The organism is Lysobacter sp. Soil_C_59 (assembly GCF_057656415.1).
In genome coordinates this window covers 95188-110013 of sequence record NZ_JBDGKK010000012.1, presented here as the reverse complement: position 1 = coordinate 110013, position 14826 = coordinate 95188, and the positions used below count along the sequence as shown (strand labels likewise).

The 14826-nt window shown below is 68.0% G+C and carries 16 protein-coding genes and 1 pseudogene; 8 read left to right on the top strand and 9 right to left on the bottom strand.

Annotated elements, in window-relative coordinates:
* Positions 1-116 precede the first annotated feature (116 nt).
* Complete coding sequence (gene rsmI / locus AC3A3Q_RS17560; protein WP_487587449.1) at positions 117-971, bottom strand: 16S rRNA (cytidine(1402)-2'-O)-methyltransferase; 855 nt, start codon at positions 969-971, stop codon at positions 117-119.
* Between the two features lie 213 nt (positions 972-1184).
* On the opposite strand from rsmI, the pseudogene AC3A3Q_RS17555 reads away from it, so the two are divergent.
* Together AC3A3Q_RS17555 and AC3A3Q_RS17550 are read left to right on the top strand one after the other, a co-directional pair.
* Positions 1185-2432 (top strand): annotated as a pseudogene (locus AC3A3Q_RS17555) (penicillin-binding protein activator); the annotation flags it as partial.
* A 9-nt stretch (positions 2433-2441) separates the two neighbouring features.
* Positions 2442-2822 (top strand): YraN family protein, encoded by a 381-nt coding sequence (locus AC3A3Q_RS17550; protein WP_487587448.1) that lies wholly within the window; start codon positions 2442-2444, stop codon positions 2820-2822.
* A 7-nt stretch (positions 2823-2829) separates the two neighbouring features.
* Here the strand turns inward: AC3A3Q_RS17550 and AC3A3Q_RS17545 are convergent, their stop codons facing one another.
* The 3 genes from AC3A3Q_RS17545 to AC3A3Q_RS17535 are packed head-to-tail and all read right to left on the bottom strand — an operon-like array spanning position 2830 to position 5508.
* Complete coding sequence (locus AC3A3Q_RS17545; protein WP_487587447.1) at positions 2830-3273, bottom strand: response regulator; 444 nt, start codon at positions 3271-3273, stop codon at positions 2830-2832.
* A gap of 1 nt (position 3274) precedes the next feature.
* Complete coding sequence (locus AC3A3Q_RS17540) at positions 3275-3715, bottom strand: response regulator (RefSeq protein WP_487587446.1); 441 nt, start codon at positions 3713-3715, stop codon at positions 3275-3277.
* Positions 3712-5508, bottom strand: a complete 1797-nt coding sequence (locus AC3A3Q_RS17535) for a sensor histidine kinase (protein ID WP_487587445.1) — start codon at positions 5506-5508, stop codon at positions 3712-3714. Before AC3A3Q_RS17535 ends, AC3A3Q_RS17540 begins: the two co-directional genes overlap by 4 nt.
* Positions 5509-5787: 279 nt before the next feature.
* Here AC3A3Q_RS17535 and AC3A3Q_RS17530 point away from each other — a divergent pair, with 279 nt between their 5' ends.
* On the top strand, positions 5788-6753 hold the full coding sequence (locus tag AC3A3Q_RS17530) for an MBL fold metallo-hydrolase (RefSeq protein WP_487587444.1): 966 nt from the start codon (positions 5788-5790) through the stop codon (positions 6751-6753).
* 18 nt (positions 6754-6771) lie between these two features.
* Here AC3A3Q_RS17530 and AC3A3Q_RS17525 read toward each other — a convergent pair whose 3' ends face one another.
* Positions 6772-7041 (bottom strand): hypothetical protein, encoded by a 270-nt coding sequence (locus AC3A3Q_RS17525; RefSeq protein ID WP_487587443.1) that lies wholly within the window; start codon positions 7039-7041, stop codon positions 6772-6774.
* Positions 7042-7125: 84 nt separating this feature from the next.
* Positions 7126-7566, bottom strand: a complete 441-nt coding sequence (locus AC3A3Q_RS17520) for an Ohr family peroxiredoxin (RefSeq protein WP_487587442.1) — start codon at positions 7564-7566, stop codon at positions 7126-7128.
* 372 nt (positions 7567-7938) lie between these two features.
* Here AC3A3Q_RS17520 and AC3A3Q_RS17515 point away from each other — a divergent pair, with 372 nt between their 5' ends.
* The 5 genes from AC3A3Q_RS17515 (at position 7939) to AC3A3Q_RS17495 (ending at position 12671) form a co-directional block, all read left to right on the top strand.
* Complete coding sequence (locus AC3A3Q_RS17515; protein ID WP_487587441.1) at positions 7939-8304, top strand: hypothetical protein; 366 nt, start codon at positions 7939-7941, stop codon at positions 8302-8304.
* A gap of 131 nt (positions 8305-8435) precedes the next feature.
* Positions 8436-9809 (top strand): DUF3300 domain-containing protein, encoded by a 1374-nt coding sequence (locus AC3A3Q_RS17510; RefSeq protein WP_487587440.1) that lies wholly within the window; start codon positions 8436-8438, stop codon positions 9807-9809.
* A 12-nt stretch (positions 9810-9821) separates the two neighbouring features.
* Entirely contained in the window at positions 9822-10748 is a 927-nt protein-coding gene (locus tag AC3A3Q_RS17505) for a DUF2950 domain-containing protein (RefSeq protein ID WP_487587439.1), read from the top strand.
* 31 nt (positions 10749-10779) lie between these two features.
* Positions 10780-11232 (top strand): hypothetical protein, encoded by a 453-nt coding sequence (locus AC3A3Q_RS17500; protein ID WP_487587438.1) that lies wholly within the window; start codon positions 10780-10782, stop codon positions 11230-11232.
* A 44-nt stretch (positions 11233-11276) separates the two neighbouring features.
* Positions 11277-12671 (top strand): FAD-binding oxidoreductase, encoded by a 1395-nt coding sequence (locus AC3A3Q_RS17495; RefSeq protein ID WP_487587437.1) that lies wholly within the window; start codon positions 11277-11279, stop codon positions 12669-12671.
* A 210-nt stretch (positions 12672-12881) separates the two neighbouring features.
* Here AC3A3Q_RS17495 and thiL read toward each other — a convergent pair whose 3' ends face one another.
* Genes thiL through ribH form a run of 3 tightly spaced genes read right to left on the bottom strand, consistent with a single transcriptional unit; the run spans position 12882 to position 14812 of the window.
* The gene (gene thiL, locus AC3A3Q_RS17490; RefSeq protein WP_487587436.1) at positions 12882-13829 is read right to left on the bottom strand and encodes a thiamine-phosphate kinase; all 948 of its coding nucleotides are present in this window, start codon (positions 13827-13829) and stop codon (positions 12882-12884) included.
* 57 nt (positions 13830-13886) lie between these two features.
* On the bottom strand, positions 13887-14348 hold the full coding sequence (nusB, locus tag AC3A3Q_RS17485) for a transcription antitermination factor NusB (RefSeq protein ID WP_200606821.1): 462 nt from the start codon (positions 14346-14348) through the stop codon (positions 13887-13889).
* On the bottom strand, positions 14345-14812 hold the full coding sequence (gene ribH, locus AC3A3Q_RS17480) for a 6,7-dimethyl-8-ribityllumazine synthase (protein ID WP_158733423.1): 468 nt from the start codon (positions 14810-14812) through the stop codon (positions 14345-14347). The genes nusB and ribH overlap by 4 nt, the downstream gene beginning before the upstream one ends.
* Positions 14813-14826 lie beyond the last annotated feature (14 nt).

Below are 14826 nucleotides of genomic sequence, written 5' to 3'. Positions count from 1 at the left end.
GGGACATGGATGTCCCGCGCCCCGCATCGGACAGGATGTCCGACTAAGGGGCGGAGCAATCCCCGGCCCGGCGGACGGCGCCCTTCCGAAGACCGATGCCTTACGCCGAACAGACGTCAGGCTTCGTCGGAGTTGTACAGGGCCTTGCGCGGGGCGCCGCTCAGTTCGGCGGCCAGTTTGGCGGCCTGCGAGGGCTTGAGGTGTTCGCTGAGCTTGGCGTACAGGCGCCGGCCCTCGGCGATGCTGGCGTCGGCGTCGTCGCCGGCACCTTCCACTATTACGACGAACTCACCCTTGCGCTGGTTGGGGTCGGCTGCCACGCGCGCCTTCAACTCGCCCAGGTTTCCGTCGAGGACGGTTTCGAACAGCTTGGTCAGTTCGCGACCCACCACTGCCACGCGCTCATTGCCGAACGCCGCCGCCAGGTCCTCGAGCGACTCCTCGATGCGGTGCGCCGACTCATAGAAGATGAGCGTGCGCGGTTCCCCGACCAGGCGCGACAGTCGCTCGCGCCGCGCCGATGCCTTCGCCGGTAGGAATCCCTCGAACACGAAGCGATCGCTGGGCACGCCGGCGACGCTGAGCGCGGCGATTGCCGCGCAGGCGCCGGGCACGGGCGAGACACGGATTCCGGCCGCGCGCGCGGCACGGACCAGGCGGAAACCCGGATCGCTCACCAGCGGCGTCCCTGCATCCGACACCAGCGCCAGGGATTCACCGGTACGCAGCCGCGCCACCAGCTGCGCCGCCTGCGCGTCCTCGTTGTGCTGGTGCAAGGCCAGCAACGGCCGGTCCAGGCCGAAGTGCGAGAGCAACTGGCGGGTGTGGCGGGTGTCCTCCGCACAGATCGCGCTCACCGTCTTCAGGGTCTCCAGCGCGCGCGCCGACAGATCGCCAAGGTTGCCGATCGGCGTAGCCACGACATGGAGGATTCCCGGAGGTGGGAGATTTGCTGCTTGGGACGTAGGCATCGTGCGTCTGCGGTGGGGCCGGGTAGAATCCTAACCGGTCCCTCAGGAACGCCGCGTCGCGGCGAATGCATGCCGATGAGCCTAGCTTCGAATCGATGGGCGATGAAATGGATCTTCGCCGCGGCAATGAGCACTGCCCTGCTCGCCGGTTGCGCCACGGTGAGCCATACCGGCACGACCTCGCAGGCCAGCCGCAACGCCACGATCATGCAGGCCGGCGAACTGGCCCGTAGCGGCGCCGCCCTGGTGGGACCGGCCCGCAGCGCCAACGATCGCCAGATCGAGCGCCTGCTGGCCCAGCTCGACAACGCCACCCTCACCCGCGAAGCCGCGGCCCTGGCCGCCGGCGACCCGCTCTACAACTACGTCGGGCAGGCGCTGATGCGCCGCGGCCTGCCGCTGCCGCGCCCGTTCGACCGCAGTGCGTGGCACTTCGACGCCGCCAACCGCCCGCCGGCCGACAGCGATGGCTACCGCCCGCCGGTGAAACTGGCGGTGCTGCTGCCGATGTCGGGCACCCTCGCCGTCCCGGCCACGCCGGTGCGCGACGGACTCCTCGCCGGCTACTACGGCGAAACCCGCCGCCGCCCCGACATCAGCTTCTACGACACCGCCGGCACCACCGGCGGCGCACTGGCCGCCTACGACCAGGCCGCCGCGGAAGGCAATGACTTCGTGATCGGCCCGCTCGGCCGCGACGAGGTCAACGCGCTGTTCGGCAAGGCATCGCTGCCGGTGCCGGTGCTCGCGCTCAACCGCGGTGATGCCTCCCCACCCGGCGGCAATGCCAGCTTCTCGCTCTCGCCGGAAGACGAAGGCATCGCCGCCGCCGAATACCTGTTGAGCCGAGGCGCGCACCGCGTGCTGGTGATCGCCAGCAGCGACGACACGCAGCAGCGCGCCGTCACCAGCTTGCGCGATCGCCTGGCCGAACGCGGCGGCGAAGTCACCGACGTGGTCAGCGAAGGCATCGCCGACCTGGGCCCGTATGCGCAGAAGGCCGGCGGCGTCGATGCCGTGTTCCTGGCGATCAAGGGCAGCAATGCGCGCACGCTGATGCCGAAGCTCGCCCTCGCAGGTCTCGCGGGCAAGCCGCGCGTCGCCACCTCGCAGGTGTTGTCGGGCACCGGCAAGCCGGAAGAGGATCGCATCCTCGATGGCATCGCCTTCCCGAGCGACATGTGGTCCACGCGCGGTGTCGCGGGCCTGCCGCCTGCGAGCAACGTCGGCGCGCAATTGAACAGCGCCAAGGGCCCGGCGGCACGACTGTTCGCCTTCGGCTTCGACGCATGGCAGATCACCGCCTACCTGCAGCGACTGGCGACCAGTGCCGACGGCAAGATCGACGGCGCCACCGGCACCCTGCGCCTGGATGGCTTCGGCAACGTCCTGCGCACGCCGGCCTGGTCGACGTTCAGCGCCGGCGTCGCCGTGCCGCTGACGAGCGCATCCCAGCGCTGACCGACGCTGATGCGGCCCAGCGCTGATCAGCGCAGCCGTGGCGCGGCGGTGGAAGCCGCCGCGCGCCAGTACCTCATCGATGCCGGGCTGCGCGACGTAGCCGCGAACGCCAACTACCGCGTTGGCGAACTCGATCTGGTGATGCTTGATGGCAGCACGCTGGTCTTCGTCGAAGTCCGGTTCAGGCGCAGTTCGCGCTTCGGCGGCGGCGCCGACTCGGTCGACGTGCACAAGCGCCGCAAGCTCGTTCGCGCGGCGATGGCCTTCCTGGTCCGGAACCGGCGCTTTGCCGATGGCGCCTGTCGCTTCGACGTGATCGAGGCCGAGGGCGACCCGCACGCACCGACATTCAACTGGCTGCGCGACGCGTTTCGCGCAGACGACTGCTGAAAGCCCGCTAGTTTTCCAGGGCCGGCCGCTCGCACGCGGCGACAGTTTCACGGTGCGATGGCGATGCCGATCGCGCCTGCCGGACTGCGTGCAGCAGGCCAGGCACATCCTCTTTCAACAGATAGGCGTGCACGCGCGATGCGGCGGCGAGCGCGGCCACGTCTTCCTCGAACGCTCCCGGCACGAGCACGAACGGGATCGTCGCGTCGAACTCGCGCACGATGGCCAGGGCGTCGAATCCGCTGAAGGCCGGCATCGACATGTCGGACAGGACCAGGTCTGCGCCGGACTGCATCGCGGCTCGCAGTTCCGGCGCTGATTGCACATGCACGAAGCGTGCGCGGATGCCGCCGTCGGTCAATTGCAGCGACACCAGTTCGGCATCGTCGGCATCGTCCTCCACCAGGACGATGCGCAATGCATCGGCGTTCGGGTCGGCAACCGATCCCATGTCAGTCCATCGCCGGCGGTTCGTTGATCACCGCCCAGAACTTGCCAAGCACCTTCACCGCCTGGAAGAACTGGTCGCCGTCGACGGGCTTGACCACGTAGGCGTTGACGCCCAGGTTCCAGCCGGCCGCCAGGTCGCTTTCCTCGCGCGAGGACGACAGGATCACCACCGGCAGGTTCCTGAGCTTTTCATCGCCGCGGATCTGCTGCAGCACTTCCAGTCCATCCATGCGCGGCATCTTGATGTCCAGCAGCAGCACCGCCGGATGGCCTTCGGCCCGGTCGGCAAAGCGACCCCGCCGTTGCAGGTAGTCCATCGCTTCGACGCCATCCTCGACGTGCACGATGGGGTTGACGAGCTTGGCATCGCGCAGCGCGTCGATGGCCATTTCGGCATCGGCGTGGCTGTCTTCTGCGAGAAGGATGGTGCGGAATTCGGTCATTGCATGGGCCCGGTGGTGGACGGCAACGCATCGAGCGCGGCCGGCAGGGTGAATCGGAAAGTGGCGCCCTGGTCGGGCTCGGATTCGGCGCTGATGCTGCCGCCGTGGCGTGCCAGCACGCGCTTGACGCTGGCCAGGCCGATGCCCGTGCCGGGGAACTCGCTGGATTTGTGCAGGCGCTGGAATACGCCGAACAGCTTGCCGGCATAGGTCATGTCGAAGCCGGCGCCGTTGTCGCGCACGCTGAACTCGTGGCTGCCATCCTCCAGGCGCCGATGCGACACCTCGATCTGGCTGCGTTCGCGGTGGCCGCTGTACTTGACCGCGTTGCCCAGCAGGTTGAGCCAGACCTGACGCATCATGTTCTCGTCGGCGAGCACGACCGGCAACGGCTGGATCTGCCAGGAGACCTGCTGCGAACTGCCGTCCGCGGCCAGGTTCGCATCGAGCATCGCCCGCGTCTCGGCGACCGTGGACTGCATGTCGACCGGCTGCAGGCGCAACGCGCTGCGACCCAGGCGCGAATACACCAGCAGGTCATCGATCAGCTGCGACATGCGCTTGGCGGAATTGCCGATGATGCCCAGGTAATGCAGGCTCTTCTCGTCGGCGTCCTCGCCCAGGTGGCGGGCGAGCTTGTCGGAGAAGCCCGCCACGTGGCGCAGCGGTGCGCGCAGGTCATGCGACACCGAGTAGCTGAATGCCTCCAGCTCGCGGTTGACCTCCGAAACCTGGTCGACCTTGCCTTCGAGCTGACGGTTGAGCTGGTTGATCTTGCGCTGCGTTGCCTTCTGCGCGGATACGTCGCTGACGGTCAGCAGAGCGACCTCGTCGTCGCGGTCAGGCAGGGCCATCCGGCTGGCGTTGATCAGCACGGTGCGCACGACACCGTCGGTCGTGGTCTGCACCTGCTCGAAATCCCACAGCTCGCGCCCACGCGCAAGCACATCGCCCAGGCGCTGCTGCAGGATGGGATCGGTCCAAGCGGCATTGACCGACAGCTCCTCGCCATCACCTGTCGTGCCATAGAGCTGTTCGAAGGCGGCGTTGTGCATGACCACACGCTGGTCCGCGTCGATCAACGCAATGGGTTCGCGAACCGTCTGCAATACCGCCAGGGCGCGCGCACTGGCCAGGCGCGACTGCCGCTCGGCGCTGATCCGCTTGGCAATCTGTCGCCCCAGCAACCACGTCACCAGTGCCAGCAGCAGCACCTGCACCAGCATCGAGCCCCAGCCCAGCCAGCGCGTCCAGGCACGCTGGCGCTCGGCGCTCCTGATGCGTTCGTCGAGCAGCACCTGCTCGTTGGCCAGCAACTCGCGAATGACGTTGCGGATGGGAAAGCGGGTAACCAGCGGGGTGACCACCGGCCCGGCGTCGGCGGCGCCGGTCCTGAGCAACTGATCGACCACTTCCAGGCGGCGTTCGATCAACTCGCTCAGGCGGCCGATGAGCAACTGCTGGCGCGGGTTGTCGGCAGTCAGTGCCGCCAGCCTGCTCAGTTGGCCGGGGATCTGCGCGCGGCCTTGGGCGATGCGTTGCCGGGTCAGCGGCAGGTCGGCGCCGAGCACCACCACCATCGACGCCGATTCGACCTCGCGCACGTTGAGCGCGAGGCCGGTGACGGCCGATTCCACTTCGTGCGTGTGCGCCACGGCATCGGCCGCGTCCAGGTTGTCCTGCGACAGGTTCTGCAGGAACAGGAACGGGACGACCACGATCACAAGAATGCCCGCGGCGATGGCGGGCACCCGCCATCGTCCCAAGCTGTCCCGGGTATCGGAAACGTCCATTTGCCCCCTGGTGCCAATTCCGCGATGGCCGGCGAAACATGCCATGACCGGCGGCGGCTGCCCCGGTCCAGCGGCCGATGCTATCCGATTTGCCGCGGCGAGCGGACGCGGGCACCAACATGAACGACCGAAGTGCGGCAGCGCGTCCCGCGGGGACTGAACGCCAAACGAGGACTGGAATGACTGGTGGTGCGAGCGGGCATGTTGTCGGCCCGCGCCGACCCGCATAGGCTCCACGCATCGCCGCCAGCCCTCCCCTGCACACTCAGAGGCATCCGCATGATCCGCATCCAGATTGGCACCCTCTCCGCCGCTCTTGCGTCCGCATTGCTGCTCGCCGGGTGCTCCAGTCCGCAGCCGGCCACTACCGACACCGCCGTTGCCACCGCACCTGAAGCTGCCACTCCATCGGTGGCAGTCCAGCCCGAGGCGAATCCGGATGCCTTCCGCTTCAGGATCGGCGCGCTCGACGCGGTCGCGCTGAAGGACGGCGACATCGACGTCGCCAACGACGGCAAGACGTTCGCCATCGGCCAGCCCAGTGCCGACGTCGCAGCGCTGCTGACCGCGGCGGGCGTGCCGACCGACACCCTGCACCTGAGCATCCAGCCGCTGCTGGTTCGCAGAGATGCGCGGATCATGCTGTTCGACACCGGCGCCGGCGGTGTGTCCTGGGCGCGCGCAGGACGCCTGCCGGCCTCACTGCGCGCCGCGGGCGTCGAGCCGTCGCAGGTCACCGACATTTTTCTGTCCCACCAGCACCAGGACCATACCGGTGGCCTGCTGGCGCGTGACGGCAAGCTGGCCTTTCCCAACGCTGCCATCCACCTCTCGGCTCCCGAGTGGGAATCACTGAAGAAGGACAAGGATGCTGCCGCGCTGGTGGCGGCGATGACGCCGAAGGTCGTCGCCTTCGTGCCCGGTGCCGCAGTCGTGCCGGGCGTGGTCACCGCCGTTGAAGTCACCGGCCACACGCCCGGGCACAGCGCCTACGAGATCCAGTCAGGCAACGAGCGCCTGCTCTATGTCGGTGATGCCGCGCATCACCATGTGATCTCGGTACAGCGACCGGAATGGACGGTGCAGTACGACCAGGACGCGCCAACGGCCCAGGCCAGCCGGCGTACGCTGCTGCAACGCGCCGCCGCCGGCAACCTGCGGATCTATTCGGTGCATTTCCCCTTCCCGGGGCTGGGGCACTTCACGGCCCAGGGCGACAGCTTCGCCTGGGTGCCCGAGGGCTGAACTCATTACGAGCAGTCATCAAAGCTGGCACGACGACCCGTCGTAGTCGGCAAGGCGTGCGCCGTCCACCTCGACCAGCCGGTCCAGGCGCAGCAGCTCGCCGCTGCCGATCAACAGGAATTCCTCGCCATTTCGGGCAAAGACATCCGTGATCACGGCATCGCATTGCTGATCGGCGCCGCTCTCGTCGCGAAAGCGGATATGCACGGACTTGCGCAGGGTCGCGAGGTCCTCGAGCCGGTCATGGAACTCGCAGCTGATGGGGTTATAGCGGTTGTCGTTGCTCATGGCGGTTGCCTCGGCGTTTGTTTCGAGCCCTAAGGGATGCCGGGCACGGCCGACCCAATGCGGGTCGGCCGGCCGGACGGTGGGTCACGACGTGATGACGTTCACGGCGACTTCGATGTTGCCGTGGACGGCCTTCGAGTACGGGCAGATCTCGTGTGCCGTGTGCGCAAGCTTCTCGGCGACGTCCTGCGCCAGGCCGGGGATGCGGACATCGAAGCGGGCGCCCAGCAGCCAGGCAGCGCCGGTCTGTCCGAGCACGATCTCGATGTCGACCGACAGGTCCTCAGGCAGCTTCACGCGCTTCTGCGCGGCCACCAGGCCGATCGCGGTGATGTAGCAGGACGACCACGCGCCGGCGAACAGCTGCTCGGCGGTCGGGTGCGGAGCCACGTCGGGGAACTCGAAGCCGGAGTGGCCCGGAGACGTCAGGGCCAGGTTGACGCTGCCGTGGTCGGCACCGGCCGCCGGGGCGTTGACGGTGGTGTGGGTCTTGCCGGTGAAGAGGACCTTGTCGATCTTGCTCATGGTGATTGCTCTCGTTCTGGATGAGGGGGATATCAACTGCATGCGTCCAGATCACATGCGCCGTATAAAGAAGGAATGTCGTCCAACTGCCTTGGGAAGTGCCTCAGTCCCTGGGCTCATTTCGTCTCGCATTCGATTGCATCGCATGCGATGGAGCGCACTGTAGGGAGATGCCCCGGGGGCGTCAACCGGCGAGATGAGCGTGATTCAGACTTCGTTCATCGCATGCGATTGCCTCGCACGCGATTGTTAAGCCTGAATGGGGATTGGAGATGGGACCTGCGGCCAGGACTTGAAGTTGGCGATTCCGACCGGCCTCCGACATCCCCGACCGCAGACTTCCGGCTTTAGCGTCTTCAGGCGATTTCCGCGGTGGTTTCCTGGACTTCGATCGATCTGGCCCGGTACCTGGCGACCACCGTGTGCCTGGCATGGATCGCATTTGCGATCGCGCGATCGCACAAGCCCCTGCTTGTGTCCGGGCACGGCTGGCTGTGGGTGGCGCTGACGGCCGCCACCGCGCTGTGCCACTGGCCGATCAACTTCTGGCTGAGCAATCCGCTGATCTGTCCGATCGTCGTGTCACTGCTCTACCTGGTGTCACTCGTCGGCCTGGCGCCTGACGACACCGTCATGACCGCGGAGGCCACGCCTGTCTCCCGGTGGTTCCAGCGCGGCCTGGTGGCAGCCATGGCGGGAACCGCCAGCGGCGTGATGGTCTGGGCGCTGCTGCTCTAGGCCGGCTTCCCCTCGTGTTGGCGATGTGAACGTCGCCGCCTGCGCGAAGCCTATGATGGCGACCGAAGCCCGCCCACACCGGCCACCATGGCCGGCGGCGAACCCGGACGTCTTGCGATTGGAGTACACCAATGCGCATTTCCGCACGTCACGTTCCACTGGCCTTGCTGCTGTTCGTGGCCGCCGCCGGCGCCACCCCCCAGGCCGTTGCGCCAACCGCACTACAGGTTGCCTCCACTGCATCCTCCGATGCCTTCAGCGCCGAACAGCTCGACCAGATGATGGCGCCGCTGGCGCTGTACCCGGACTCGCTGCTCGCCCAGGTACTGATGGCATCCACCTACCCCGGCGACGTCGCCGATGCGGTCAAGTGGTCCAAGGCCCATCCCGACGCCAAGGGCGACGACGCCGTCCGCCAGGTCGGCAGCCAGTCCTGGGACCCGAGCGTGCAATCGCTGGTGGCGTTCCCGCAGGTGCTGGACACACTGGGCAAGGATCCGGCCTGGGTGCAGCGCATGGGTGATGCATTCCTGGCCCAGCCCGATGAAGTCATGGACTCGGTGCAGCGACTGCGCCGGCAGGCGCAGTCCGCCGGCAACCTGAAGTCGAACGAACAACTCAAGGTCAGCACCGAACCGGCAGCGGCCACGACGACCACAGCCGCGCCGGCCTCGTCGACGATCATCATCGAACCGGCCGACCCGCAGGTGGTGTACGTGCCGGCCTACAACTCGACCACGGTCTACGGCCCCTGGCCGTATCCGTCCTACCCGCCGTACTACTACCCGCCTTCGCCTTACTACTACCCCGGCAGCGCGCTGTGGGCGGGGTTGGCGTTCGGCACCGGCGTGGCGATCACCGCTTCGTTGTGGGGTAACTTCAACTGGGGCCACGGCGACATCGACATCGACGTCAACCGCTACAACAACATCAACAGCAACCGCCAGATCAACCGCGGCGACAACACGTGGCGCCACAACTCGGCCAACCGCGACGGCGTGCCCTACCGCGACCGCAGCAGCCGCGAGCAGTTCGGCCGGCAGAAGGATGGCGCCGCGCAGCGCGACAACTTCCGTGGCCACGATCCGGCACGCTCCGCCGATCGCGAACGCGCGCGCCAGTCGATGTCGCAGCGCGGTTTCGACACACCCGCCGCGAGCAACCGCGAGGCGCGCGATCGCGCCGGCCAGGCCTCGCGGCAGATGGACCGGCAACAGGCAGGCACGCGCGATGCCGCGTCGCGCCAGGGCGCGCAGAACCGCGCCACGCAAGGCAGTACGCAGCGCAATGCGCAGGCCCGCCAGGGCACGCGCCAGCAGTACCAGGGCAACCGCGGTGGCCAGAACAACGCGTTTTCCGGCGCCAGCAATCCGGGCCAGGCGCGCGCATCGTCCAATCGCGGCCACGGCAGTTATTCCGCATCCCAGCGGCCATCCAGCGCACGCGGCGGTGGCCGGCAGATGTCGCGCCCGGCGCGCTCGGGTGGCGGTGCACGGCGTCGTTGAGAGGAGACGAAGATGATCACCGCCGTCCGCTTTGTCGCGATGACATTCGCGATGACCTGCCTGGCCCTGTTCGCTCCGCTGGCGAGCGCGCAGGAAGCGTTCCCGACCAAGGAAGCCGCCGCGGAGGCGCTGGTGGCCGCGCTCGGCACGACCAAGGCCGACGAGGCGCGCCTGGGCGCCGTCCTCGGGCCCGACTGGCAAACATTCGTGCCCACCGGCAGCGTCGACCGCAGCGACGTCGATGCCTTCCTCGCGCGCTACCGCGAGAAGCATTCGTTCCAGACGCCAGCGGCGAACCGCGCCATCCTTGCCGTCGGCAAGGACACCTGGACCCTGCCGGTGCCGATCGAGAAGAAGCCGGGGGGCTGGGCATTCAACGTCAAGGCAGGCGAACCGGAAATCCGTGCACGCCGGATCGGCCGCAACGAACTCGATGCGGTCCAGGCCGTCCTCGCCTACCACGACGCGCAGATGGACTATGCCTCGGTCGACCGCGACGGCGACGGCGTGCTCGCGTACGCGCAGAAGTTCCTCAGCACAGACGGCGAGCACGATGGCCTGTACTGGCCCGAGGAAGACGGCGTCGACGACAGTCCGCTGGGACCGCTGTTCGGTGACGACACGCCCGACGGCGTGTGGCACGGATACAAGTACCGGATCCTCACCGCACAGGGGCCTTCCGCGCCTGGCGGCGAATACGACTACATGCTGGGCAAGGCGATGAGTCGCGGCTTCGCCGTGATCGCATGGCCGGCCAAGTACGCCGACACCGGGGTGATGAGCTTCATGATCAGCCACGAAGGCGACGTGTTCGAGAAGGACATGGGGCCCGAAAGCGAGAAGCTGGCCGAGGCGATGACGCGCTTCGACCCCGACAGCAGCTGGAAGGAAGTACCGACGGACGCATCGGCGGCAGCACCGAAGGCGTCGGCCAGGTAACGGCGCATGACGCGCGGCCGGGAGGGTCGCGATGAGGAAGGCGGTTGCCGTCGCAGTGTTGATCGTCGCAGGGTGCAGCTCCACGCCGTCGAAGGTGGAGCCGCCGCCCGCCACGCAATCGGAGGCGGACAGGGCCGTGGATGCCGGACGCGGCGAGTTCACCGTCGCAGCAGGCATGAACGACACATGGAACGCGGTGGGACAGATCCTGATCCGCCTGGAGGGTGTCAACTACGAGATGCGCGCGCAGATGCTGGGCATCTACACCGTGCGCTACCGTGGCGAGCGTTTCATCATCCTCACCCGTGCGCTGCTGGCGACGAACGATCGCAAGAGCCTGGCCACCGAAGTCGGCGCGCTGTGGCTGGACGGCAAACCCAACAACAGCGCTGCAGCACGTGACCTGCTCAAGCAATTGCAGCAGCGACTGCCGGCCGAGCTGGCACTGATCGCGGCCGGTGGCCGGGGCAAGCCGAAGCATTGAACGCCACCGGTGCCGGCCAGGCAGCCGCGTTATCCTTCGCAGCGATGAGCACCCTCCCGACGAGCCTTGCCAGCCTCGATGCCGACATGACGGCGCTGCTGGGCGATGGCTGGCGCACCGATCCCAGCGAACGCCTCGCGTACGCCTACGACAACTCGCGGCGGCAATCGCTGCCCGATGCCGTGGCGCTGCCGACGACACGCGAGCAGGTCGTCGCGCTGGTGCGCGCCTGTCGTGCCCACCGCGTGCCGGTGGTCGCACGCGGACGCGGCACCAACACCACCGGCGCAGCGGTGCCGGTCGCAGCCGGCGTGGTGGTTTCGTTCGAGCGCATGAACCGCATCGTCGACATCCGTCCCGGCGATCGCTGCGCGGTGGTCGAACCCGGTGTCCTCAACGGCGACCTGCAGGCGGCGTTGAAGCCGCATGGCCTGTTCTGGCCACCCGATCCCACCAGCGCCGGATGCAGCACCGTCGGCGGCAACCTGGCCTGCAATGCCGGCGGTCCGCGCGCGGTGAAGTACGGCGCCAGCCGCGACAACGTGCTGGCATTGACCGCGGTGACGGGCACCGGCGAACTGATCCACTGCGGCACCGCCACCACCAAGGGCGCGACCGGTTACGACCTGCAGCGCCTGCTGGTCGGCAGTGAAGGCACCCTGGCGCTGATCGTCGAGGCCAGCCTGCGCCTGACGCCGGCGCCGAAGGCACGGCGGGCATTGCGCGCGATCTACCGCGACGTATCGAGCGCGGCGCAGGCCGTTGCGCGACTGATGGCGCAACCGGTGACGCCTTCGATGCTCGAGTTCATGGATGCCGACGCGGTGCGGCTGGCGCGCGATGTCGGCGGCGCCGACCTGCCTCACGAGGCCGGTGCGCTGCTGATGGTCGAGGCCGATGGCGATGCGCAGACGCTTCCGCACGACATCGAAGCCCTGATGCGCGCCGCAGAAGGCAACGGGCTGATCGCGATCGACGATGCCGCCGACGAGTCCGCGCGCGAGAAGCTGTGGGCCGCGCGCAAGGCGCTATCGCCGTCGTTGCGCACGCTTGCGCCGGGCAAGATCAACGAGGACGTCGTCGTGCCGGTGTCGCGCATCCCGCAACTGGTCGATGGCGTGCAGGCGCTGTCGCGCGAGTTTGCATTGCCGATCGTCTGCTTCGGCCATGCCGGCAACGGCAACCTGCACGTCAACCTGCTCTACGATCCCGCCGACGCATCGCAGAACGAGCGCGCGCACGCGGCGATGGGACGGGTGTTCGCGCTGACGCTTTCGCTGGGCGGCACCTTGTCGGGCGAGCACGGCATCGGCCTGGCCAAGCGTGAGTTCATGCCGCAGGCGATCGATGCGCCGACGCTGGCGATGATGCGGGCGGTGAAGGCGGCGTTCGATCCGGACGGGATACTGAATCCGGGGAAGTTGTTGCCTGACGGGTAATCGTCATCCCGGCGAACGCCGGGAACCAGGCCCGTGAGCAGTCCGCCCTATCTCGTCATCCCGGCGAAAGCCGGGATCCGTTGGTTTTGCGTTTGGGTGGCGCAACGACGCTGGGTCCCCGCCTGCGCGGGGATGACGGGGCAAGGACGGGAACCGGGGGATCTGTGAGCGTGAGGGCCTGGGTCCCGGCGTTCGCCGGGACGACGGGGGCTATCCGAAGTGCTCGTAGCCCTTGCGCGGCGGTTGCCATTCCAGTGCATCCGCGTCGAAGGCGCGCACGCCTTGCTTCGCGGTGATGCGGCCGACCCAGCTGAGTTGCACGCCGACGCTGTCGGCCAGGCGCTGGACGTCCTCGAGGCGGTTGGACGGCGCGGTGAAGCACAGTTCGTAGTCGTCGCCACCGGCCACCTGCAACGACCTGCGTGCGTCACCGTCGGCGAATGCCATCAGTGCATCTGAGGCGGGCAGCGAATCCAGGTCGAGGTCGGAACCGGTGCCACTGCCGCGGCAGACGTGGCCCAGATCGGCAAGCAGTCCGTCGGACAGGTCGATGCAGGCATGCGCCATGCCGACCAGTGCCCGGCCCAGCGCGACACGCGGCACCGGGCGGTCGAGCCGGGTGCGCAGTCGTGCATCACCTGCTTCCCCCGCACGCCATTGCTCCAGTGCTGCTGCGGCATCGCCGAGCGTGCCGCTGACCCAGACGTCGTCACCGACTCGCGCAGCATCGCGGCGCAATGCGCGTCCCGGCGCGATGAAGCCATGCACGGTCACGCTGATCGAGAGCGGGCCGCGCGTGGTATCGCCGCCGACAAGCGCGATGCGGTGCTGCGAGGCCAGGTCGAGGAAACCATCGAGGAAACCGTCGAGCCAGGTTTCATCGTTGTCCGGCAGCGACAGCGACAGCGTGCACCACGCCGGCTCCGCGCCCATCGCCGCCAGGTCGGAGAGATTGACGGCGAGCGACTTCCAGCCGATGTCGGCTGGGGTGGTTTCCGGCGGGAAATGCACGCCTGCATTGAGCGTGTCGGTGGCAACGACGAGTTGCATGCCGGCCGGGACCTGCAGCACGGCGGCATCGTCGCCAATGCCGAGGATGACGTCGTCGCGATGGGCGACGCGCGACTGGATGCGGGCAATCAGGTCGAACTCGGCCATGGTGTTGTCCCTGCACTCATCCCGACCCTCTCCCGCATGCGGGAGAGGAAGCAAAGCCTACTTGCCGCGCGGCGCCTGCACTTCGGTCGCGCGCCATGCCGCGGCGGCATGGTCGAGCACGCCGTTGACGTAGGTGTGGCCGTGCTCGGCGCCGAAGCGCTTGACCGACTCGATGGCCTCGTTGATCACCACGCGGTACGGCACGTCCGGACGCAGGCGCAGCTCGTAGGCGGCGATGCGCAGGGCTGCGCGCTCGATCGCGTCGACCTGGTCGATCTCGCGGTCGAGGAACGGCTGCAGTGCTTCGTCGAGGTCGTTGCAGTGCTGGTCGACGCCACGCACCAGGTCCTCGAAGTACTCCAGGTCGGCGACTTCGTGTGCCTGCTCGTGGGCGAACTGCGAGATCACGTCCGGCGCGGTGGCGCCCGACATCTGCCAGGCATACACGGCCTGCAAGGCGCGACGACGCGCACGCGAGCGGGCTACGGGATCGATTCCATCGTTGCGACGGCGGTTCATGGCAGTTGTCCCAGCAGGTGACTCATTTCCAACGCGGCCAGTGCCGCCTCTTCGCCCTTGTTGCCATGGCTGCCGCCTGCGCGGGCCTCGGCATCTTCGTGGCGCTCGACCGCGAGCACGCCGTTGGCCACGGGCAGGCCGTAGTCCAGCGATACACGCATCAGGCCGTCCGAACAACCGTCGGCGACCTGTTCGTAATGACGCGTGTCGCCGCGCACGACACAACCCAGCGCGACCACGGCGGCATGCTGCCCGGCGGCGCCCAGGCGCGCGGCGACGAGCGGGATCTCCCAGGCGCCGGGGACGCGGATCACGTCGACCGCCGTTTCGGCGACGCCGTTGTCGGTGAACGTCTTGCGCGCGCCGGCGACCAGCGTATCGGTGATGCGCGGGTTCCAGCGACTGGCGATGATCGCGAAGCGCGCGCCCTCGGGGCTGCGCAGGTCGCCTTCGTAATGGGGCATGGGGGATTGTCCGG